At 33.8% G+C, this 21,213-nt stretch carries 20 protein-coding genes; 7 read left to right on the forward strand and 13 right to left on the reverse strand.

Translation table 11 applies throughout. From position 1 onward, the window contains the following. Window positions 1-11: 11 nt before the first annotated feature. From ACNQGO_RS04940 to ACNQGO_RS04965, 6 genes are all read right to left on the reverse strand, one after another. Complete coding sequence (locus ACNQGO_RS04940) at window positions 12-314, reverse strand: DUF6787 family protein (protein WP_417977341.1); 303 nt, start codon at window positions 312-314, stop codon at window positions 12-14. A 32-nt stretch (window positions 315-346) separates the two neighbouring features. Then, the gene (locus tag ACNQGO_RS04945; RefSeq protein ID WP_417968637.1) at window positions 347-784 is read right to left on the reverse strand and encodes a DUF6146 family protein; all 438 of its coding nucleotides are present in this window, start codon (window positions 782-784) and stop codon (window positions 347-349) included. Between the two features lie 108 nt (window positions 785-892). Next, a complete protein-coding gene (locus tag ACNQGO_RS04950; protein WP_417984481.1) occupies window positions 893-1,456 on the reverse strand; it encodes a DUF937 domain-containing protein in 564 nt (187 codons plus the stop codon). 95 nt (window positions 1,457-1,551) lie between these two features. After that, complete coding sequence (locus tag ACNQGO_RS04955; RefSeq protein ID WP_417977337.1) at window positions 1,552-2,502, reverse strand: D-2-hydroxyacid dehydrogenase; 951 nt, start codon at window positions 2,500-2,502, stop codon at window positions 1,552-1,554. A 187-nt stretch (window positions 2,503-2,689) separates the two neighbouring features. Beyond that, window positions 2,690-3,760 carry a 3-phosphoserine/phosphohydroxythreonine transaminase gene (serC, locus tag ACNQGO_RS04960; protein WP_417977335.1) on the reverse strand — a complete coding sequence of 357 codons (1,071 nt, stop codon included), beginning with the start codon at window positions 3,758-3,760 and terminating at the stop codon, window positions 2,690-2,692. A 92-nt stretch (window positions 3,761-3,852) separates the two neighbouring features. After that, on the reverse strand, window positions 3,853-4,911 hold the full coding sequence (locus ACNQGO_RS04965) for an acyl-CoA reductase (protein ID WP_417984483.1): 1,059 nt from the start codon (window positions 4,909-4,911) through the stop codon (window positions 3,853-3,855). 135 nt (window positions 4,912-5,046) lie between these two features. Between ACNQGO_RS04965 and ACNQGO_RS04970 the strand changes: the two genes are divergently transcribed. Then, the gene (locus ACNQGO_RS04970) at window positions 5,047-5,397 is read left to right on the forward strand and encodes a 4Fe-4S dicluster domain-containing protein (protein WP_121925579.1); all 351 of its coding nucleotides are present in this window, start codon (window positions 5,047-5,049) and stop codon (window positions 5,395-5,397) included. Window positions 5,398-5,477: 80 nt separating this feature from the next. On the opposite strand, the gene ACNQGO_RS04975 is transcribed toward ACNQGO_RS04970, so the two are convergent. The 3 genes from ACNQGO_RS04975 to ACNQGO_RS04985 form a co-directional block, all read right to left on the reverse strand. Beyond that, a complete protein-coding gene (locus ACNQGO_RS04975) occupies window positions 5,478-6,014 on the reverse strand; it encodes a hypothetical protein (protein ID WP_309755890.1) in 537 nt (178 codons plus the stop codon). A gap of 116 nt (window positions 6,015-6,130) precedes the next feature. After that, window positions 6,131-6,871, reverse strand: coding sequence for a class I SAM-dependent DNA methyltransferase (locus ACNQGO_RS04980; RefSeq protein WP_417977330.1), 741 nt, complete (start codon window positions 6,869-6,871; stop codon window positions 6,131-6,133). Window positions 6,872-6,965: 94 nt separating this feature from the next. Then, the gene (locus tag ACNQGO_RS04985) at window positions 6,966-9,827 is read right to left on the reverse strand and encodes a TonB-dependent receptor (protein WP_417977328.1); all 2,862 of its coding nucleotides are present in this window, start codon (window positions 9,825-9,827) and stop codon (window positions 6,966-6,968) included. 293 nt (window positions 9,828-10,120) lie between these two features. On the opposite strand from ACNQGO_RS04985, the gene ychF reads away from it, so the two are divergent. From ychF to ACNQGO_RS05015, 6 genes are all read left to right on the forward strand, one after another. Then, entirely contained in the window at window positions 10,121-11,215 is a 1,095-nt protein-coding gene (ychF, locus tag ACNQGO_RS04990; protein WP_417977326.1) for a redox-regulated ATPase YchF, read from the forward strand. A 394-nt stretch (window positions 11,216-11,609) separates the two neighbouring features. Next, window positions 11,610-12,167 carry an NADPH-dependent FMN reductase gene (locus tag ACNQGO_RS04995; protein WP_417977324.1) on the forward strand — a complete coding sequence of 186 codons (558 nt, stop codon included), beginning with the start codon at window positions 11,610-11,612 and terminating at the stop codon, window positions 12,165-12,167. A 138-nt stretch (window positions 12,168-12,305) separates the two neighbouring features. Then, the gene (locus tag ACNQGO_RS05000) at window positions 12,306-14,168 is read left to right on the forward strand and encodes a DNA topoisomerase IV subunit B (RefSeq protein WP_417977322.1); all 1,863 of its coding nucleotides are present in this window, start codon (window positions 12,306-12,308) and stop codon (window positions 14,166-14,168) included. A gap of 26 nt (window positions 14,169-14,194) precedes the next feature. Further along, on the forward strand, window positions 14,195-14,806 hold the full coding sequence (locus ACNQGO_RS05005; RefSeq protein ID WP_417984487.1) for a hypothetical protein: 612 nt from the start codon (window positions 14,195-14,197) through the stop codon (window positions 14,804-14,806). A gap of 253 nt (window positions 14,807-15,059) precedes the next feature. Further along, a complete protein-coding gene (locus tag ACNQGO_RS05010) occupies window positions 15,060-16,187 on the forward strand; it encodes a PDDEXK nuclease domain-containing protein (protein ID WP_417984489.1) in 1,128 nt (375 codons plus the stop codon). Continuing rightward, complete coding sequence (locus ACNQGO_RS05015; RefSeq protein WP_417984490.1) at window positions 16,187-18,880, forward strand: DNA gyrase/topoisomerase IV subunit A; 2,694 nt, start codon at window positions 16,187-16,189, stop codon at window positions 18,878-18,880. Before ACNQGO_RS05010 ends, ACNQGO_RS05015 begins: the two co-directional genes overlap by 1 nt. A 49-nt stretch (window positions 18,881-18,929) precedes the next feature. On the opposite strand, the gene ACNQGO_RS05020 is transcribed toward ACNQGO_RS05015, so the two are convergent. The 4 genes from ACNQGO_RS05020 to ACNQGO_RS05035 form a co-directional block, all read right to left on the reverse strand. Continuing rightward, window positions 18,930-19,709, reverse strand: coding sequence for a TerC family protein (locus ACNQGO_RS05020; protein WP_417943421.1), 780 nt, complete (start codon window positions 19,707-19,709; stop codon window positions 18,930-18,932). Between the two features lie 25 nt (window positions 19,710-19,734). Further along, window positions 19,735-20,109 (reverse strand): DNA topoisomerase IV, encoded by a 375-nt coding sequence (locus ACNQGO_RS05025; protein WP_309756784.1) that lies wholly within the window; start codon window positions 20,107-20,109, stop codon window positions 19,735-19,737. 152 nt (window positions 20,110-20,261) lie between these two features. Next, the gene (locus ACNQGO_RS05030) at window positions 20,262-20,834 is read right to left on the reverse strand and encodes a pentapeptide repeat-containing protein (protein ID WP_417984492.1); all 573 of its coding nucleotides are present in this window, start codon (window positions 20,832-20,834) and stop codon (window positions 20,262-20,264) included. Further along, window positions 20,834-21,055 carry a DUF6095 family protein gene (locus ACNQGO_RS05035; protein ID WP_309756781.1) on the reverse strand — a complete coding sequence of 74 codons (222 nt, stop codon included), beginning with the start codon at window positions 21,053-21,055 and terminating at the stop codon, window positions 20,834-20,836. The genes ACNQGO_RS05030 and ACNQGO_RS05035 overlap by 1 nt, the downstream gene beginning before the upstream one ends. Between the last annotated feature and the right edge of the window lie 158 nt (window positions 21,056-21,213).

Here is a 21,213-nt window from a genome sequence, read left to right on the forward strand (position 1 = left end):
CGAGGCGTTTTTTATGATTTGAAAAGAAATCCAAATCCGAATCGTTTCAACATTTTTTTTTCAAAAGCCCAAAAGAATTTAAATTGCCCAAATAGAAAACCTATCAGAACCAAAAGTAGTTGATAAATGGGAAAAATTAGAAGCAATCGAACGGGTGTAAACAAGTAGCCTAGATCGCCTTTCGTAATGCCGAGCCAAATACAAAACGGTTTTGACAACCATGCCGATGCCGACCCGGTTAGCGCAAAAACGATAAAGATAATTGTGAGTTGAAAATTAGTTTCAATGCCCCAACGCTGTTTTAGTTTGTTCATTTTTATTTATAATGATTACAAATATAGTAACATTATCTGATCGGGACAAAACCAAAAAGTTTTTGATTAAATGTGTTTTGAAAATAAATCATATAATTATAAATCAAATAATTTACTTCATATCCATAATCAACAGTTGGGTCATAATTGATTGTCATTTCATATAAATTAGGATCGAAACGCTGTGGTTGCAAAACGCGATTATTCCATTCGGTGATATAAAATCTATTTTTGTTTTCCAAAAAAGATTGCGAATGATAGTTTCTAGGGAAAGCTCTTGAAACTAGCCAAGAATTAAATCCTGCATCAATAATAATTACCTCATACTCGAGAGCATCGTTTGCAATTCGTATTGTATCACCTTTTGTAGCGATAGATTTATCCATACTCGGAACAGCAGATTTTGGCGTATTACAACTGAAAAAAGTAACAACAACAATAATGGTTAGGAGATAAAGGCTATTTTTCATAATCAAAAATTTGAATATAAAGTTACAGTTTTAAAAGGCTTGCTAAAAGCGTTTTAACATAAAAAATTACCTATCGAGGTAGGTGATTTTTATGTAGTCTGAGTGTTTTTATTTGCTAAAAAGTTTTCCAAGAATACTTCCTAATCCGCCTCCTTTATTTGTAACCGCTGACATTGCATCGCTGATATCAACTTTACCGTCGGCATTTTGATCCAAACCAAACTGTCCACCATATTTTGAAATAGCATCCAGAATTCCAGATCCTTGTGCTCCTCCGCCAGATATAGCTGCAATGATATCCGAGATTTGAAAACTACTATCATTAGGGTCTTTAGCTTTGTTTACTAAGGAACCCAAGATTTTAGGAATCAAACTTTCTGCAACACCCGATGCTGCATCTGCATTAATACCAAATTTTTCTCCAAGACTACCTGTGAGTTGTTCAGTAAGTTTTTGAACTACAGGATTTGAAGCGTTTTGAGCATTATCTCCTTGAAACAAAGAAGTCAATTGTTGTACTCCGCCCTCTGATGCAATTTTCTGTAAACCAGAAAAAATGGAGCTTCCAGCTTCTTCTATAACTGCTTCATTTTGTTCGTTTGGAATGGCGTTATTTTTAACAACCGACTCGACTCCAAACTGTTGTGCTAATTGTGCTAATTGTTCTAACATAGGTTTTGGTTTTGTTTAGATACCAAATCTAATAAAAAAAGGGATTTATTCCTTAAAAATAAATCCCTTTACTACATTTTATTTCTTTTAAAACCTTAGCCCAAAATACTAATGATTTGCGAAGCCAATTCAGTGCCAATTCTATCTTGAGCTTCTCCAGTTGCAGCACCAATATGCGGTGTTAATGAGATTTTATGATTCATCAAAATAGCCATTTCTGGAGCTGGTTCGTTTTCAAAAACATCCAATCCTGCAAATAATACTTTTCCGCTATCGAGTGCTTTTACTAAGGCCACTTCGTCAATAACACCGCCACGAGCACAGTTTACAATTCCTACCCCGTCTTTCATTATCGCTAGTTCCTTCTCACCAATAATGTAACCCTCTTGAGCAGGCACATGTAAGGTAATGAAATCCGCTTCCTTAAATAGCGATTCTAAAGATTGAGAAACGATAGTGGTTGTAATAGACTGCCCGTCAAAAAACGAAACCGTTACATCAACTTGCGGGATAAAACTATCTGCAGCAATTACTTTCATGCCTAAACCTAGAGCCATTTTAGCAGTAGCTTGACCAATACGACCTATTCCTACTATACCAAGGGTTTTGCCTCTTAACTCGATCCCATTTGCATAGGCCTTTTTCAAGCCTTCAAAATTAGTATCGCCTTCTAAAGGCATATTTCTGTTAGAATCATGCAAGAACCGAACACCTGAGAATAAATGAGCAAATACCAATTCTGCAACAGATTCTGATGAAGAAGCAGGAGTATTAATTACATGAATGCCTTTGCTTTTAGCATAATCCACGTCAATATTATCCATTCCTACACCACCACGACCTATGATTTTTAATCCTGGGCAAGCATCAATAATATCTTGACGCACTTTGGTTGCACTACGAACTAAAACCACAGAAACGTTGTTTTCATTCACAAAATTAGCAACTTGTTCCTGAGCAACTTTTGTAGTGATCACTTCAAATCCACCTTTTTCTAAAGCTAGAATTCCACTTTTTGAAATTCCATCGTTGGCTAATACTTTCATTTTTTTATATCATTTTGAAGAACTTAAAAGATCCTTCTATTATTTTTATTTTTTTCAGGAGCTATTTCCCGCTTTTCACTTCAATCTTTTATGTTTTTAAAGAAAAAACATAAAAGGATTTTCATTTCAATCGGGGCTAGCTATTCAGGATTCTGAAGTAATTTTTTTTTAGACAGTGCATTCGCAACTAAACGGTACGTTCTAGTTCTTGCATCACATCTACTAAAACCTGAACACTTTCTAGCGGTAATGCATTGTACATAGACGCTCTATAACCGCCTACAGAACGGTGACCTGGTAATCCAGATATTCCTGCGGCTTTCCACATTGCATCAAATGTTGCGGCATGTGTTTCATCATTTAATAAAAAAGTAGCATTCATATTAGAACGATCTTCAACAGCTGCAGCGCCTTTAAACAAAGGATTTCTATCTATTTCGGTATAAAGTAACGCTGCTTTTGCATTGTTTATTTTTTCAATAGCGGCAACTCCACCTAGATTTTTCAACCATTGTAAGGTCAATAATGATGCGTAAACCGGAAAAACAGGAGGTGTGTTGTACATACTTTCGGCCTTAATATGTTTGGTGTAATCCAACATACTTGGGATTATTCTACCGGTTTTGCCCAGAATTTCTTCTTTTACAACAATTAGAGTAGTTCCTGCTGGTCCCATATTTTTTTGAGCTCCAGCATATATCAAATCAAATTTTGAAAAATCCAAAACTCTTGAAAATATATCAGAACTCATATCGCATACAACAGGTATGCTAGTTACAGGAAACTCTTTCATTTGAGTACCAAAAATGGTATTGTTGCTCGTGCAGTGAAAATAATCAGCATCTGTAGGTATTGCATATCCTTTTGGAATATGATTGTAGTTTTCAGCAGCTGAAGAAGCAACGACAATGGTTTCTCCAAAAAGTTTTGCTTCCTTTATTGCCGCGGCTGCCCAAGTTCCTGTATCAAGATAGGCAGCTTTACCACCTTCTTTCATTAGGTTATACGGTGCCATAATAAATTCTAAACTTGCTCCTCCAGATAGGAATAAGGCTTGATAACCCTTCCCTTCAAGTCCTAGAAGTTCAAGAACAATTGTTCGTGCTTCTTCCATTACTGCAACAAAGTCCTTGCTGCGGTGTGACATTTCTAGAAGCGATAAGCCAGAATCGTTAAAATTTAAAATTGCTTGTGCTGATTTTTCGAAAACTTCTTGTGGTAAAATACAAGGTCCTGCGCTGTAGTTGTGTTTTTTCATGGTGTAGTTTGAATCCAAAAATTAAAGAGCAAATTTCGGGAATAGTAATTTAATAGGCGTTAATTAATTCGAAATAATCGCAGTTTTTTCTACTAAATTGTTAACAAAAACTCAATAGTATCGATGTTATCTGCGTAACTCCACAATTTAGGTTTTTGTGTTTCTCCAAAACCAATGCTGTTCTCTATAATGCCATCACTTACAATGCACTGAATATGCTCGTTTTCGGATTGTAGTCTTGTTTTTAAAGTATTGATATCATCATAAAACTCATAAAAAACACTTGAAATAGGAGAAGCATGACTGTTGTCCTCCTTTATCGTTAAAAAACCATTATCTAACAACTTAAAATTGCTCATCAAGAAAACAGCTTTATTGTAATCGTAATTGTTAGCGTATTTTTCGTAATGTATGATATCTTGGTATATAAATATCGCTTCAAAAAAGGTAGTAAACGAATATCCTTTTGGAACAAAAATTTTCGAAACATTACGACAGCCCAGTCCAAAATAGCGAAATATATCTTCTCCTAGAGCGGTCAATTGCTCGGTAGTTTCGTTTCCATTTAAAATTGCAATAGAGTTTCTGCTTTTTCGAATGATAGCAGGCTTATCTTTAAAATAATATTCAAAATAACGCGCTGTATTATTACTTCCTGTTGCTATTACTGCATCAAAATTCTCTAATTTTCCGGCTACAAAAGTAATATTATTAGCTAAATCAGGTTGAACTGCAATGATGTATTTTGCTAAAAAAGGCAATAAATGTTGATCGTTTGAGGATGTTTTTACCAACACACTATTTCCAGTTACTAAAACCGAAAGGAAATCGTGAAAACCCACTAACGGAATATTGCCAGCAAGAATTAAAGCGACTTTTTTAGACTCTTGAATTGGAATTGTATAGCTTGAAAGCCATTGATTTAAGCTTTCTTCTGTCAGTGCTTCTGCCCATGATTGTATGGAGAAATAGACGTTTTCAGGAGTATACCAACCATTATGCGATTGAGATAATTTTATTAACGCAGTAAAATCATCAAAAAACGCCTCATTATGCAAAACACTTGGATTTTTGATGGTTTTATCTTCTGAAAATTGACTTAAGAATCTACCTAATTCAACAAAAACACTTTTTTTTGTTTCTAATGTCATAATGTTTGCTTATCAATAGTTTTGATTGTAATTTTGTACAAAAATAAGCTTTAATAAGCCGAAAGTCAAAAGCCTTAAAGTCAAAAGTTACTGAGTTCGGTTTTTTTTAGTTTCAATATCAAATACTACAACAAAATGGCAATAATAATAACAGATGAATGTATCAATTGTGGTGCTTGTGAACCAGAGTGTCCAAACACAGCAATCTATGAAGGAGCTGATGATTGGAGATACAAAGATGGAACCAAACTAAAAGGCAAAATAATTTTACCTGATGGCACTGAAGTAGACTCTGATGAAGCTCAAACTCCAATTTCTGACGAAGTTTATTACATCGTACCAGGAAAATGTACCGAGTGTAAAGGTTTTCATGATGAACCACAATGTGCTGCTGTGTGTCCAGTAGATTGCTGTATACCAGATGATAATCATGTAGAAAGTGAAGAAACTTTACTAAATAGACAGGCTTTTTTACACAACGAATAATTGTAAGATTTAATTTTAAAACAAAAAATCCCGTTCAGATACTTTATAGCTGAACAGGATTTTTTTATATATGAATATATTTATTTTTTGATGATGTTAAAAGTTTCTATTGTTATTGTATCTGTTTTTGCATCATAAGATTCTAGTACTAAATTACCATTTCCATCAAAATATCCGTATGAGGTTTTAGTATTAGAATTATAAATATAGTTGTTGTTGGATGTTTTTCTTAAAACGGCAGCCTTTTCAGCGTTAGGTAGGTACAAATTATAACCACTCTCAGCTGACTTTACTTGGTATTTCACCCCATTAAAATCGTAATAAGCAGATCTATCAACATCTACAATATTTGTAACTCCATTAGTGGTAACACTAGTAATTGCAGTAACTTCAACTGGCGTTGCCTTAATTTCTTTGTTTAAAGCATTCGATCCAGCATCTTTTAATTCAATTTTTTGAACTTCTTTTATTTCTTGTGTTTTTGTTGATTTTTTTTGTCCGTCAGAATTTTTCACAGTCGTAACTGTTGTTTTTACTTCAGACTTTACGTTTTTAATTTGAGCTTGACTATTTATTGAAAATAAAAAAGCAACCATTCCGAGAATTATAGTTTTCATAATAGATAATTATAAGATTAATATATTTCAAATGTACACCTTCATTAGTTTTAGCTTGTTATGGAATTATGGTCTAAAATTATATAATTACCACAAACAGAAATAGTACTATTTTTTTATATCTGTTTTGCTACAATAACATAGGTGTCATAGGCATAGGTTTTTCGGTCAATAGTCGGGATAATTTCGAAACCATTTAAAAATAAAAATAATTGTATTTCATTTAGAGTAAAAACGCGCACTGTAGAAAAATCATCTGCAATGATTTCTTTTTTATTGTTTTTCAATGTGTAATATTGTGCGGTCCATTCCAACATAAAGTTCTCTGCCGAGGTTGTTTTCCAGTTACTATTTCGAAAATATTTAACATTTTCATGCTCTGCTTCTTGAATAATGATTTCGTTTTCTTTGGTGAAAGGAATAAATCTATTGGCATCAATAAAATCAAAAATGAGTATTCCTCCTTTGTTTAGGTTTTTAGAAATAGATCGAAAGGTAGCCTGTACATCGTCATTAGTCATTAAATAACTGGTGGAGCGTCCCGTAATGAGTGCGCAATCCACTTTAGTATCTAGTTTAAATTCTCTCATGTCGCCCCGCATGAAAATTCCGTTTTTAATTCTCTTTTGGGCAAGAGCTATCATGTTTTCACTTAAATCTAATCCGATGTACTCTTGATTGTTTTCAAGGAATCTTTTGGCGAGATTTCCAGTACCACTTCCAATTTCTAATACAGTTTTGCAATTAAGCTGCGTAATCAGGTGGTTGTAGAATTGGTATTCTTCATCATAATTAATAAAGGTTTGGTACATGGCATCAAAAATTGGTGCCATTTTTTCGTCATAAAGATTTGCCATGATAATGGTGTATTTGTACCTAAAATTAATAAAAATTATCCAAAAAAAAAGGACTGTCGTGAAACAGTCCTTTTGAATTCATTCTATAACGCTATTAGAATTTATAGTTTAAAGATAAATTAAACATAGTTCCTAATTGGCTAAAGTGGTATCCATCGTAGGTCATTTGAGAGTAACGTTGGTTGAAAGTTATCAAATTAGATTGATTTTTTACTTGAGCAGGATCGTTTAAAAGCGTTGTTCCAGCTGCATTTTCTGCTTTGAAATTCCATTCAGGAAGTACATTCAACAAGTTGTTTACATTCAATGCCAAAGTTAATTTTTCAGTTGCAGAGAAAGTAATTCCTAAATCGGTAACTACTTTTGGAGTAAACTCAGTTCTTAAATTAGAATTCAAACCATCTTGTTTGAAAGTTGTTTTTCCAAAATAAGTATTGTTTAAAGAGAAACCAAATTTACCAATTTCATAATTAGCTCCTAAAATCCATTTGGTATCAGGTCTTGATGTAAACATCAATGCGTCTAAAGTTGCTCCGAATGAATTGTTTCTTACATCAGAGATTCTTTCATTTTGTAAGGTAACATTACCAGATAAATTAAATCCTAGTTTTCCTTCTCCTAACAAAATATTACTATAATTAGCAACTACATCTAAACCTGATGTGCGAGAATCAAATGAATTTGAAAAATAAGCAACATTTCCGAATTGGGTATCTTGCCTGTCTCCTAATACAATTCTGTCTTCTACTTTAATGTTATAGTAATCTACAGTGAAGTTGAAATTTTTTGAAGGTTTCGCTCCAATACCAACAGTTATGTTAGTTGATTTTTCAGCATCTAGTTGATCAACACCTAAGAGACGTGCTTGTGGAGATACGTTATTAACAATTCCACTTACTTGAATTCCTTGACCAGCAACAAAAGAATATTGTGCTTTTTGAGTATAAATTTGGTGTAAAGTAGGTGCTCTAAATCCTGTAGACACAGATCCTCTTAATGTAACTTTATCATCTAAAAACTTATATCTAGAGCTTAATTTCCAAACAGTTGCTCCGCCAAAATCGCTATAATCCTCATAACGAACTGTTCCGTTCAATAAAAAATCTTCAGTTACATCAAATGCAACATCAAAGTAAGCACCTAAATTATAACGATTCCATTTTCCTGAATTTTCTGGTCTATTTCCTGCAAAAGAATCTGCACCAATTCCATCCCAAGACGCTTTATCGCCCTCTATAACCTCAAAGGTTTCTGTTCTGAATTCAGAACCAAAACCAATACTAACTTTTTCAGATAGCACTTTTGAAATATCTAAATTACCTACAATGTGATTGAACGAAGTTCCACCCGGTTTAAAAAATATTGGGCTATTTTCTTTATAAACGTTGTTACCATTTGCATCTAAAATTGATGATCTGTTTTGTGAATTTTCTACAGAATATGTTTGAGAGTTTCCACCAACAGTTATACTAGCATCTGTATTCCATTCATTTTTAACTGCTTTATAACCCAATGTAGCGTTATAGTCATTTAGATCACCTACAAAAGTTGGCACGTACCCTTTATATGATGATGCAGTTCCATTGCCAAAGAAGTCCTGCAAGTATGGTGAAGTTGTTGATTTTCTCCAGTCGGGGATAGAAGCACTAGTAAAAAAATCCGTAACAGGTCTCCAATATGGAGTTCTATAGTTTGCAAAGGAATTTACTTTTTTATAAACATAAGCTGCATTATAATATAATTGTGTAGCATCAGACAACTCAAAAGCACCATTTACTAAAAATTTAGCAGCTGCAGTTTGTGGCGATCCATTTACATTTCCTGCGTCTGGTTTTTCATTTAAAAAATTATTTACTGCGTTTCTTCCATTAATATTTCCTTGGTTGATTGCTGCCAATTTTGCGTTGTAATCTGCCGTTCCTACATAGCTGTTCGTGAAATAGGCTTCTTTTTGCGCGGTTGTCATATTTGACAAATCGGTCCCGCCAAGTGTATTATTATCATTTACGTAACCATCGTATGTTGCAGGGTTTATTTTAACAAAGTCGTTAAAATCTCCTTCAGCATCGACTTTTCCTGGTCTGTTCGCTAAATTTACTTTAGAAAATTCAACGGTATAATTTACGAATCCTTTGCTTCCAACTGTAGATCCATTATTAAAACTTACACCAAGCATTTCTCCATCTCCTTCAGAAGTTATACCGCTTCTTGCAGTCACAGATCCACCGTTTGTACTCTTTTTAAGGATTATATTCATGACACCGGCAATTGCATCAGATCCGTATTGAGCGGATGCTCCATCACGAAGAATTTCAACTCTCTCAATCGCGTCCGTTGGTATTGCTGAGATATCAGAGCCTGTTTCTCCACGTCCGGGAGACGTTTGAACATATAGCAATGAACTAAGGTTTTTACGTTTACCATTAATTAAAATCAGGGTTCTGCTTGGTCCCATGTTTCTAATTTCATACGGATCTAATAGAGATGTTGCATCGTTTACAGGAGTTTGTACCGTGTTAAAAGACGGTATTTTATACTGTAATGCCTTGTCAAAAGTCGCTTGTCCGGTTGAGGTCAAGTCTTTTGATGATATTACATCAATAGGCAATGGAGTGGTTGTGTTACTTCTTGGCGCTGTTCTTGATCCAGTAACAACTACCTCGTCTAGGTTTTGTCCACCTTCTTCAGATAAAACAACGTTCATTACAGCGGCAGTAACCGCTTTCTCTAATTTTGAAAAGCCAACATAGCTGTACACTAATGTGGCTCCCTCTTTCACCTTAATCTTGTACGATCCATCAGAATCAGTAGAAACTCCGTTTTGAGTTCCTTTTTCAATAATGTTAACACCGGGTAAAGGGTTACCAGTATTGTCTTTTACAACGCCCGAGACATCTTTTTGTGCAAAAAGAAACGAAGCGTTGAGTAAAATTAATAATAATGCAATTTTTTTCATAATAAGTTGAGTTTGGTTTTTTTTTGTTTTGTAATTGATTGCAATATAATTGTTTTTTAACACAATATTGGCGCTTCACATAATTTTTTATAAAAAATATTTCAGCCTATTTTAAACTATGGTTTTTACATTTTAAAACAGTATTAAAATGGTATATTTGCAGATTTTTAGAACAAATAGTAAGATGTTTTTAGTAACGAATACTAGAACAAAAATTTATATATTCTTATTCTTTAGTATTACAACATGGAGTTTAAGAGATATTATTTCATTAAAATAAATAGCAACTACATATGAAAGCAGGAATTGTAGGATTACCTAATGTTGGAAAATCAACATTATTCAATTGTTTATCTAATGCCAAAGCGCAAAGTGCCAATTTCCCTTTTTGCACCATCGAACCTAATATAGGAGTGGTAAATGTTCCAGATTCCAGAATAGAAAAATTGGAAGAATTAGTAAAGCCAGAGCGCGTGCAAATGGCTACTGTAGATATTGTAGATATTGCAGGATTGGTAAAAGGAGCTAGTAAAGGGGAAGGTTTAGGAAATCAGTTTCTAGGAAACATTAGAGAATGTAATGCGATTATTCACGTTTTACGTTGTTTTGATAACGATAACATAGTTCACGTTGATGGAAATGTAAATCCTATTCGTGATAAAGAAACCATCGATATCGAGTTGCAGTTAAAAGATTTAGAAAATGTTGAAAAACGTTTGGAAAAAGTAAAACGTGCTGCTAAAACTGGTAATAAAGAAGCAATTGTTGAAGAAACATTGTTGAATAGAATTAGAAAAACGTTATTGCAAGCAAAATCTGTTAGAACAATTACGCCTCAAAACAATGACGAGGAAGTTTTGATGGAAGGTTTTCAGTTGATTACAGCAAAACCAGTATTGTACGTTTGTAACGTAGATGAAAATTCAGCAGTAAACGGAAATAAATATGTTGATCAAGTTCGCGAATTAGTAAAAGATGAGGATGCTGAGGTTATTGTACTTTCTGTAGGTGCTGAGGCTGATATAACAGAATTAGAAAGCTACGAAGAACGTCAAGTTTTTCTAGAGGATATGGGATTGACTGAGCCAGGAGCTTCGGTTTTAATACGTGCAGCTTATAAATTATTGAAACAACAAACTTATTTTACCGCCGGTGTCAAAGAGGTTAGAGCTTGGACCATCAATGTAGGTTCTACTGCGCCACAAGCTGCAGGAGTAATTCATACTGATTTCGAAAAAGGATTCATCCGTGCCGAAGTTATTGCGTACGAGGATTTCGTTCAGTACGGTTCTGAAGCCAAATGCAAGGAAGCCGGAAAATTCAAAGTAGAAGGGAAAGAATATATCGTTAAGGATGGTGATGTAATGCACTTTAGATTTAATGTCTAAGTAAAATAGTCCTAAAGCCGAAAGTCTTAAAGTCGAAAGTTAGCAATAGCTTTCGACTTTTTTTGTACCTAATCCAGCTTGCCTTTGCAATCTGGGGTAGAAATCGATCTAGGAAAAATAAAATTTCGTTTTTTATTTTTAAGTAATACTAAAGATATTTTGTCGCAAATAGTAAAAAGAGTTTTTGCTACAGATTGCAAGGATTAAAAGATTTTTAAAATTACTTAACGAATTAATCTGCGCTAATCTTTGAAATCTGTGGCAAAGAAATTTAGTGCTGTATTAAAATATGATATTAGATTTTAGTTTTTACACAGTTTTCTGATCTGGGAATCTGTGGCTAATTATGTTGTTGCTATTTTATTTTCACTACTTTTAAGAAAAACTAATCGTCATGAAAATTATAGCCTTTGGCGCAAGCCCCAGTAAATATTCCATCAATAAAAAATTAGCAACTTACGCAGCGCATTTATTTGAAAATGTCGAGGTTGAGGTATTGGATTTAAATGATTTCCAAATGCCGATATTTACGGTTGATATCGAAAAAGAAATTGGTCAACACGAGTTAGCAAAAGCGTTTCTAGATAAAATTGCTACAGCAGGTATTTTAGTAGTTTCAATGGCAGAAAATAACGGAAATTATTCAGCAGCTTTCAAGAATATTTTTGACTGGTGCTCTAGGATAAATGCTAAGGTTTTTCAGGAAAAACCAATGTTATTGATGGCAACTTCACCAGGCGCAAGAGGTGGTTCGAACGTTTTAGAAATCGCTAAAAAAGCTTTTCCTTTTTATGGAGGGAATGTAAAAGCTACTTTTTCATTACCAAGTTTCGAGGCTAATTTTGATACAGAAAAAGGTGTAATTTCGAACGCTGAATTGGATAATCAGTTGAAAGAAATCGTTAAGACTTTTAAATTTTTTCAATCCTTTAATGTTTCAATCTTTCAATAGAAAATGTCAATATTATTCTTGATAACTTTGATGGCTTCCTATTTTAAATTTTATCGAATAACACTACATTAGCACACTCGAGAGCTTTGCGCATAGTAAAGCCCGAACTGAACGAAGTTAAAATCCACAAATTCTAAAATGTCCGAACAAAATCAATATACCGAAGACAACATTCGGTCACTCGACTGGAAAGAACACATTCGCATGCGTCCCGGAATGTACATCGGAAAACTGGGAGATGGTTCTTCAGCAGATGATGGTATTTATATTTTGGTCAAAGAGGTTCTCGATAACTGTATCGATGAATTTGCAATGGGCGCCGGTAAAACTATTGAGGTGACAATTAAGGACAAAACGGTTACTGTTCGGGATTATGGTCGTGGAATTCCGCTAGGAAAAGTGGTTGACGTCGTGTCAAAAATGAATACTGGAGGGAAATATGATTCAAAAGCTTTCCAGAAATCAGTTGGTCTAAACGGAGTAGGTACTAAAGCAGTCAATGCGCTATCTAATTATTTCCGAGTTGAGTCTGTTCGAGATGAAAAACAAAAAGCAGCCGAGTTCTCCGCAGGAAATTTGGTTCTCGAAGAAGACATTATAGACACTACCAAACGAAAAGGGACTAAGGTTATTTTTACTCCTGATGAAACCATTTTCAAGAATTACAAATTCCGGATGGAATATGTAGTGAAGATGATTCAAAATTATTGTTATCTAAACAATGGTTTAACCATCATTTTTAATGGTGAAAAATACTATTCTGAAAACGGACTTAAAGATTTATTAGAAGCTACGATTAATGTTGAGGATTTAGAATATCCGATCATTCACTTAAAAGAAGGCGATATTGAGATTGCCTTAACACACAGCAAAACCCAATATTCTGAGGAGTATCACTCCTTTGTCAACGGACAAAATACCACTCAAGGTGGAACGCATTTAGCAGCATACCGAGAAGCGATTGTAAAAACCATTCGGGAGTTTTACAATAAAAGTTTCGAAGCATCTGATGTCCGAAAATCGATTGTTACGGCCATTAGTATCAAAGTAATGGAGCCTGTTTTTGAGTCGCAGACTAAAACCAAATTAGGTTCGACAGATATGGGTTCAGAACCTGGAATGCCTTCGGTACGTACTTTTGTAAATGATTTTGTGAAAACGAAATTAGACAATTACTTGCACAAGAATCCTCCAACGGCAGAGGCGCTGTTGCGAAAAATTCTTCAAGCCGAAAGAGAACGTAAAGAACTTTCAGGTATTCGAAAATTAGCAACAGATCGCGCTAAAAAAGCAAATTTACATAATAAGAAATTACGAGATTGTCGTGCGCATTTGCCGGATACTAAAAACCCAAGAAATTTAGAAAGTACGCTTTTTATCACAGAGGGAGATTCGGCTTCTGGTTCCATTACTAAATCGCGCGATGTAAATACACAAGCGGTTTTTAGTTTGCGTGGTAAGCCTTTGAACTCGTATGGAATGAGCAAGAAAATTGTTTATGAAAATGAAGAATTCAACTTATTGCAAGCCGCTTTGGATATCGAAGATGGATTAGAAAAATTACGGTACAACAACATCGTAATTGCAACCGATGCCGATGTCGATGGAATGCACATTCGACTGTTATTGATTACTTTTTTTCTTCAGTTTTTCCCTGAATTGATAAAAGAAGGACATTTGTATATTTTGCAAACGCCACTTTTCAGAGTTCGAAACAAGAAAGAAACCATTTACTGTTATTCGGATCAAGAGCGTAAAGATGCCATAGAAAAACTAAAACCAAAACCAGAAATCACCCGATTCAAGGGTTTAGGAGAAATTTCTCCAGATGAGTTTAAGAATTTTATTGGAGAAACTATTCGTTTGGATCCAATTATGATGGACAAAAACACTTCGATTGAGCAATTATTATCTTTCTATATGGGTAAAAATACGCCAGACAGACAGGAATTTATCATCAAGAATTTGAAGGTTGAGTTGGATGTAATTGAGCAGAATTAATTTAGTTTAAAGTGGAAGTTTAGTTTATGCGGAAAATAATATTTTTGATTAGTGCGTTATTTTTGGTTTCATGTAAAAATGAAGATAGACGAAAATCAACAGAAAGCGAAGGGATTAAGATTGAAAAATCAATCAGTAAAATAATTAATAAGAGAGATTTTCCAATAAAGAATTTCTCTAAGATAGAATTGGTTTCTTATTATAATAGAGTTCTTTGGGATACTATAAAATATAAGGGGGCGCAACCTTCTTATAAATTTTTAGTTGACAGTTATAAACTTACTTTTGATAGTACAATGATACAAGAGAGAGTAGTTTTAAATAAAAGTCAAGAGAAAGAACTTTTAAATTTATTAATAAGTGATACCTGTGTTCCGCAAGAGATGCAAGCGGGTTGTTATAATCCAAGACATATGATACTGTTTAGAGATGATAAAAACAGAATAATCGGTTATAATGAGTTTTGTATAGATTGTGTAGGTTCTAGATATTCAAATAATTTAAATGGATTCCAAAAATATTGTTACACAGATATGGCGGAGTTATTTCGAAAATGTGGAATAAAACTTTTTGTCGAATATGAAGGTGCGGGAGGAGAAAAAGAAATGAAATTTTTACAAAGTAAAGGTATATTTTAATTGAATCGTATAAAATAAAATTATGAACAGAAGTACTTTAATTGTAGGCTCTATTGTTATACTAACAATATCAGTTGTAACGGTTGTTCATTTTTTAAAATGATCACAAAGAATGTGATTTAGTTATAAAGAAAGAGATGGATAAAAATGGAATTGAGGTTACAAAGGAAGAGTATGTTTGTAAAGAAAAATATTCTTTTTAGCATTTTTAGCGCAAAATTTGAGATGATTACTATTCAATAGAATATATGTAATGAAAGACGAAGAAAATACTGTTTCAAATAATTCTCAAAATAAAATTTTATTTTCTCAAGTAATCGCGCTATTGCAAAATGCTCGTCAACAGGTTTTGCGTACCGTAAATTCAACAATGGTGTATACCTATTTTGAAATAGGAAGAATGATTGTCGTAGAAGAGCAAAGCGGAAAAGAACGAGCTCAATATGGAAAGCAATTATTGAAAGGACTTTCGGAGCAGTTGACAATTGAGTTTGGAAAAGGGTTTTCTGTGGCAAATTTAGAGAATATAAGAAAGTTTTATTTAGCTTACTCAATTTCCGAGACAGTGTCTAGGATTTTGCAAATTCATAATTCAGAGACAATGTTTAGGGATTTTGAGAATTCAAATTCGTCAACACAGGCTATGAATTCTAAAAATGAAATTATGCAATCGCTGATTTCGATTTTTAAATTGACATGGTCTCATTATTCATTCTTAATGCGAATTGACGATGACAAAGAAAGACGTTTTTACGAAATAGAATCTGAGAAATACAACTGGAGTGTTCGGGAATTAAAACGACAATATGATTCAGCTCTTTATACACGATTGGCTTTAAGTCGAGATATTGCAGGAGTCTTGAAACTGTCGGAACAAGGACAGATTATAGAGAAACCAAAAGACCTTATTAAAGACCCTTATATTTTAGAATTTTTAGGTTTACCAGAATTACATCAGTATTCGGAATCGGAATTAGAGGAAGAAATTATCAATAAACTTGAACATTTTTTACTAGAATTGGGTCATGGTTTTACTTTTGTCGCAAGACAAAACAGAATTACTTTTGACGATAAACATTTTCGAATCGATTTGGTTTTTTACAACAGAATTCTTAAATGTTTTGTGCTGATTGACTTAAAAATAGGCGAATTAAAACACCAAGATTTAGGGCAAATGCAAATGTATGTCAATTATTATGACCGAGAAATGCGTTTGGAAGACGAAAATAAAACGATAGGAATTGTACTTTGCCAAAATAAAAGCGATTTGGTTGTTGAATATACTTTACCAGAAAATAATGAGCAAATTTTTGCCAGTAAATACAAAACAATTCTGCCAAGCAGAGAAGATTTAATACAATTAATTTCGGAATCAAGATAATGAAAGACGAAGAAGACGATAACATAGTACCAGAAGGTCAAGAGGAGGAAAATACAGTTGGAGAAGATGCTTTTGAAGATATAATTTCTACAGGAGGAAATCATTTTTACGATAATCAAGAAGACGGAAACGATACTATTACCAAAGTTACGGGAATGTACAAGGACTGGTTTCTGGATTATGCTTCGTATGTAATTTTGGAGCGCGCTGTTCCGGCGATTGAAGACGGTTTTAAACCTGTTCAACGTCGTATCATGCATTCTTTGAAAGAATTAGATGACGGCCGTTATAATAAAGTGGCCAATGTAGTTGGGCACACCATGCAGTATCATCCTCACGGAGATCAGAGTATTGGTGATGCCATGGTGCAAATTGGTCAAAAAGAATTGCTGATTGACTGTCAAGGAAACTGGGGTAATATCCTAACAGGAGATGGTGCTGCAGCTTCTCGTTACATTGAAGCGCGTTTGTCTAAATTTGCTTTGGAAGTTATTTACAGTCCAAAAATTACCGATTGGGGCGTTTCGTATGATGGACGAAGAGCGGAACCGAACAATCTTCCGGTGAAGTTTCCGTTGCTTTTAGCACAAGGAGCCGAGGGAATTGCAGTAGGTCTTTCGACGAAAGTGTTGCCACATAATTTCAATGAATTAATCGATTCTTCGATAAAAATATTAAAGGGAAAACCTTTTACACTGTATCCGGATTTTATGACACAAGGTATTGCTGATGTGTCGAATTACAATGATGGATTACGTGGCGGACGTATTCGCGTACGTGCCAAAATTGGTCAGCTTGATAAAAATACGTTGGTGATTACCCAAATTCCGTTTTCTACAAATACGACAACTTTGATTGATAGTATTTTGAAAGCGAATGAAAAAGGTAAAATCAAAATCAAGAAAATTGAAGATAATACGGCGGCTGAGGTAGAGATATTAATTCACCTTTTTCCGGGTGTGTCTCCTGATAAGACTATCGATGCCTTGTTTGCTTTTACGGCTTGTGAAACTTCGGTAGCGCCATTAGGTTGTGTGATTGAAGATAATAAACCGTTGTTTATTGGGGTTTCTGAAATGTTGAAAATATCAACGAACAGAACCGTTGAATTGTTGAAAAGTGAACTCGAAATTCAATTGAGTGAACTAGAGGAACAATGGCATTTTCTTTCTTTGGAACGTATTTTTATAGAAAATAAAATCTATCGGGACATCGAAGAAATGACGACTAAAGAAACAGTAATTAAAGCCGTTGATGATGGTTTAAAACCACATACAAAACACTTAAAACGTGCCGTTACCGAAGAAGATATTCTGCGTTTGTTGGATATTCGAATTATGCGTATTTCCAAATTTGATAGCAATAAAGCACAAGATAAAATAGAATCGCTGGAAGGTGATATCGAGCAAGTAAAACACAATTTAGAACATCTGATTGATTTTGCGATTGCCTATTTTACCAAATTAAAAGAGAAGTACGGAAAAGGACGCGAACGACAAACAGAGCTGCGAATTTTTGATGATATTGAAGCTACGAAAGTGGTTTTAAGAAACACTAAATTATACGTCAATAAAGAGGAAGGTTTCGTGGGAACCAGCTTGAAAAAAGACGAATACGTTACGGATTGTTCTGATATTGATGATGTAATTGTTTTTCTTCGTGATGGAAAAATGATGATTACCAAAGTCGATGCGAAAACATTCGTGGGTAAAGATATTATTCACATTGCTATTTTTGACAAAAGTGATAAGCGCACTATTTACAACATGATTTATCGTGACGGCAAATCAGGGCCTTCATATATAAAAAGATTCAATGTTTCAGGAGTTACCAGAGACAAAGCATACGATTTAACCAATGAAACAGCAGGTTCTCAAGTCGTTTATTTTTCGTGTAATCCAAATGGTGAAGCAGAAGTAATTACTATTTTACTGCGTCAAGTAGGAACTGTTAAAAAACTAAAATTCGATATTGATTTTGCTAGTTTGGCTATAAAAGGACGTGCTTCTAAGGGGAATTTAGTAACCAAATATCCTATCAAAAAAATAGAATTGAAGGAGAAGGGGATTTCTACTTTATTACCACGAAAAGTTTGGTTTGACGAGACTGTTCAACGATTAAATGTAGATGGGCGAGGCGAATTACTTGGAGAATTTAGACCAAGTGACAAAATTTTAATTATTTCGCAAACTGGAAAATTAAAAGCAATTACACCGGAGTTATCAACACATTTTGACGAAGATATGGTGATTTTAGAAAAATGGATTCCTAAAAAACCAATTTCAGCCATTTATTATGATGGCGAAAAAGAGCGGTATTATATCAAACGTTTTTTGGTGGAAACCGAAAATAAAGAGGAGAGTTTTATCACAGAACATCCAAATTCTCAATTAGAAATCGTTTCCACAGATTACCGTCCTGTCGCAGAACTGATTTTCCCAAAAATAAAAGGAGTTCAAAAAGAGACTATAACGGTAGATATAGAATCGTTTATTGCGGTAAAAGGATTCAAAGCTATGGGAAATCAATTGACAACCGATAAGTTGAAACAAGTAAACCTGCTGGAACCTTTGCCTTATGATATTCCTGTAGAAGTTATTCCAGAGGATTTAGAGGTGAGAGGGGATACAAATGCAGATGATTCATCGATTCAGTTAGACGATGATGGTCAAATAACGTTAACTTTAGAATGAAAAAAAAGCTTCCAAATTTGGAAGCTTTTTTTATGAATTTTAAAGTTGATTACTTTACTTTTTTATTTTTTGTCATTTTCATATTCAGTACTTCTACTAGTAAGGAGAAGCTAATAGCAAAATACAAATAACCTTTTGGAACAGGAGTTACGTGGCTTCCAAAGATTAAAGCATTCGATAAATGAGCGCTTTCTGTTAGCAGCATCATACCTATTAATATCAAAAAAGATAAACCCAGAATTTGAATAGAAGGATGTTTGTTGACAAAATTCCCAACAGGTACAGCAAACTGCATCATGATTAATACCGAAATAACTACAGCAGTGATCATAATATAAAGAGCTCCTTCAACTCCATTTGTCATTCCAACGGCTGTTAAAATACTATCGAAAGAAAAAACCAAATCAATCAAGATAATTTGAAAAATTACATTTTGAAACGATTTTGTTGCCGCTTTTCCTAATTCTTTTTCTTCGTGTCCTTTCTCATCTACTTTTTCCCTAATCTCATTGGTGCTCTTATAAATTAAGAACAATCCACCACTTAATAAAATGAGACTTTGTCCTGTTATTCCAGCAGAAAACCAACTCAAATCAATATGAAACCAAGGCTCTTTCATTTGTATCAATAAATTAATACCAAACAAAAGCGCTATTCTCATAAACATAGCTAGGAACATTCCTATTTTTGTTGCTCTTTTTCGTTGCTCTACAGGTAATTTTCCTGTTGCAATTGATATGAAAATGATGTTGTCTATTCCCAGTACGATTTCAAGAAATGTCAATGTTAAAAGGGCTATCCAAGCATCAGGATTTAAAAATACTTCCATGTTAGAGCGTTATAGGTGATACAATTTAATCGGTTATTTTGGTAACGGTGCCTCTTTGTTTTGCATCAGAGCCAACCATTCCAAACTCAAAGGTATAGGAATTTTTTGTAGTTGTCAAGATTTTCATTCCAATAGCTTTTTCTTCGGCCCTATTTTTTGGGTGTAATTTAAGCAAAACATATTCACAATCATTTACCCATCGTATGGATGCAGTATCTGTCTTTCCTTCAAAAGTTTCAATTTCAATGCTGTCGTTGCGCTCAAAAAGAGTAGTTTTTTTGACACCTTCGACCTCGTAATCAAACTTAAATTTTCCGGTTTTAAAGTCCTTACAGTTGCGTTCTGCATCGTAACACGATAGTAAGAGCAGTAGTGCGGGAAGTAAAATTATTTTTTTCATTTTTTTTGGAGCTATTTCCTGCTATTCGTTGCAATCTTTTCATCGGCTAAAAAGCCTCAAAAAAGGATTTCCACTGCTATCAGGGCTAATTTATATTTGGTATTGAAATTGCTTTTTTATACAGTCAAGATATTGTTTATTTGTTTCTAGGATTAGACTATTTTAATATCATACTTGTCTAAAAGACCAATAATTCCTGCTGTCGAAAACTTCGCTTTTTTCATCGGATTAAATTCCGGATCAATTTTATAATTGTAAGCTGATGTAAAATCAACTCCTGCCAATTGCGTTTCATTAAAAATTGTGTTATCTAAATTACATTCTTGAAACACTGAATTCGTAAGATTAGCACCGCTAAAAGTAACCTCTTTCAAAGAACAGGAATTGAACTTTGTTTTCTGTATTTTTTTATCCGCAAACGAAGCGAAATCTAAAACACATTGTTCAAAATGTACTGCAAACAAGAAATCAGTACACGTATTGAAATGGATGCCAAGTAATTTACAGTTTTTGAAACTAACGGTTTTTAGGCTAGTTCCCGTTAAATCAGTCATGGATAAATTGCAATCGATAAACTCGCAATCCATAAAAGTATTGTTCGAAAAATTACTGCTCGAGAAATCGCAATTCTTAAATATACAATCTTCAAATTCGCGATTGTTAATTCTTTTTCCAACCCAGATGACTTTATCAAATGTTTTTTGAATGTGAATGAGATCTTCCATCAGTCGTTAAATAAACTTTTCATAATAAATTTTAAACCGGCATACATTAAATACATGGCAGCACCACATGCAAGAATACCAATTGCTAAAACGAGGTAATGCCAGTTGTTTTCTTTATTCATAAAGGCATTATAAATTACCGCTGGACCCAAGAATAATAGGGGTAAAGCACCTGCAAGATATTTTATTCCTTTTGATAATAGTTCTTTATTCGTGGCCATTTATTTATGTTTGTATTGATAATAAAGTGAGAAAATAAAATTCATAACTGTTTGAAAAATCATTAAATATAAGAATAAAAAAATGGTTTTTAGTCCTAAAGGATCCGTTTTAAAAAAGTAAAAAATAGAATGAAAAATCAAAAAGAAATATACTGCTA

This window comes from Flavobacterium frigidum (assembly GCF_048286735.1).
Lineage (GTDB): Bacteria > Bacteroidota > Bacteroidia > Flavobacteriales > Flavobacteriaceae > Flavobacterium.

Coding starts and splice junctions, on each gene's coding strand:
- ACNQGO_RS04940 (WP_417977341.1), bottom strand. CDS start 314: ATGAACAAACTAAAACAGCGTTGGGGCATTGAAACTAATTTTCAACTC.
- ACNQGO_RS04945 (WP_417968637.1), bottom strand. CDS start 784: ATGAAAAATAGCCTTTATCTCCTAACCATTATTGTTGTTGTTACTTTT.
- ACNQGO_RS04950 (WP_417984481.1), bottom strand. CDS start 1,456: ATGTTAGAACAATTAGCACAATTAGCACAACAGTTTGGAGTCGAGTCG.
- ACNQGO_RS04955 (WP_417977337.1), bottom strand. CDS start 2,502: ATGAAAGTATTAGCCAACGATGGAATTTCAAAAAGTGGAATTCTAGCT.
- serC (WP_417977335.1), bottom strand. CDS start 3,760: ATGAAAAAACACAACTACAGCGCAGGACCTTGTATTTTACCACAAGAA.
- ACNQGO_RS04965 (WP_417984483.1), bottom strand. CDS start 4,911: ATGACATTAGAAACAAAAAAAAGTGTTTTTGTTGAATTAGGTAGATTC.
- ACNQGO_RS04970 (WP_121925579.1), top strand. CDS start 5,047: ATGGCAATAATAATAACAGATGAATGTATCAATTGTGGTGCTTGTGAA.
- ACNQGO_RS04975 (WP_309755890.1), bottom strand. CDS start 6,014: ATGAAAACTATAATTCTCGGAATGGTTGCTTTTTTATTTTCAATAAAT.
- ACNQGO_RS04980 (WP_417977330.1), bottom strand. CDS start 6,871: ATGGCAAATCTTTATGACGAAAAAATGGCACCAATTTTTGATGCCATG.
- ACNQGO_RS04985 (WP_417977328.1), bottom strand. CDS start 9,827: ATGAAAAAAATTGCATTATTATTAATTTTACTCAACGCTTCGTTTCTT.
- ychF (WP_417977326.1), top strand. CDS start 10,121: ATGAAAGCAGGAATTGTAGGATTACCTAATGTTGGAAAATCAACATTA.
- ACNQGO_RS04995 (WP_417977324.1), top strand. CDS start 11,610: ATGAAAATTATAGCCTTTGGCGCAAGCCCCAGTAAATATTCCATCAAT.
- ACNQGO_RS05000 (WP_417977322.1), top strand. CDS start 12,306: ATGTCCGAACAAAATCAATATACCGAAGACAACATTCGGTCACTCGAC.
- ACNQGO_RS05005 (WP_417984487.1), top strand. CDS start 14,195: ATGCGGAAAATAATATTTTTGATTAGTGCGTTATTTTTGGTTTCATGT.
- ACNQGO_RS05010 (WP_417984489.1), top strand. CDS start 15,060: ATGAAAGACGAAGAAAATACTGTTTCAAATAATTCTCAAAATAAAATT.
- ACNQGO_RS05015 (WP_417984490.1), top strand. CDS start 16,187: ATGAAAGACGAAGAAGACGATAACATAGTACCAGAAGGTCAAGAGGAG.
- ACNQGO_RS05020 (WP_417943421.1), bottom strand. CDS start 19,709: ATGGAAGTATTTTTAAATCCTGATGCTTGGATAGCCCTTTTAACATTG.
- ACNQGO_RS05025 (WP_309756784.1), bottom strand. CDS start 20,109: ATGAAAAAAATAATTTTACTTCCCGCACTACTGCTCTTACTATCGTGT.
- ACNQGO_RS05030 (WP_417984492.1), bottom strand. CDS start 20,834: ATGGAAGATCTCATTCACATTCAAAAAACATTTGATAAAGTCATCTGG.
- ACNQGO_RS05035 (WP_309756781.1), bottom strand. CDS start 21,055: ATGGCCACGAATAAAGAACTATTATCAAAAGGAATAAAATATCTTGCA.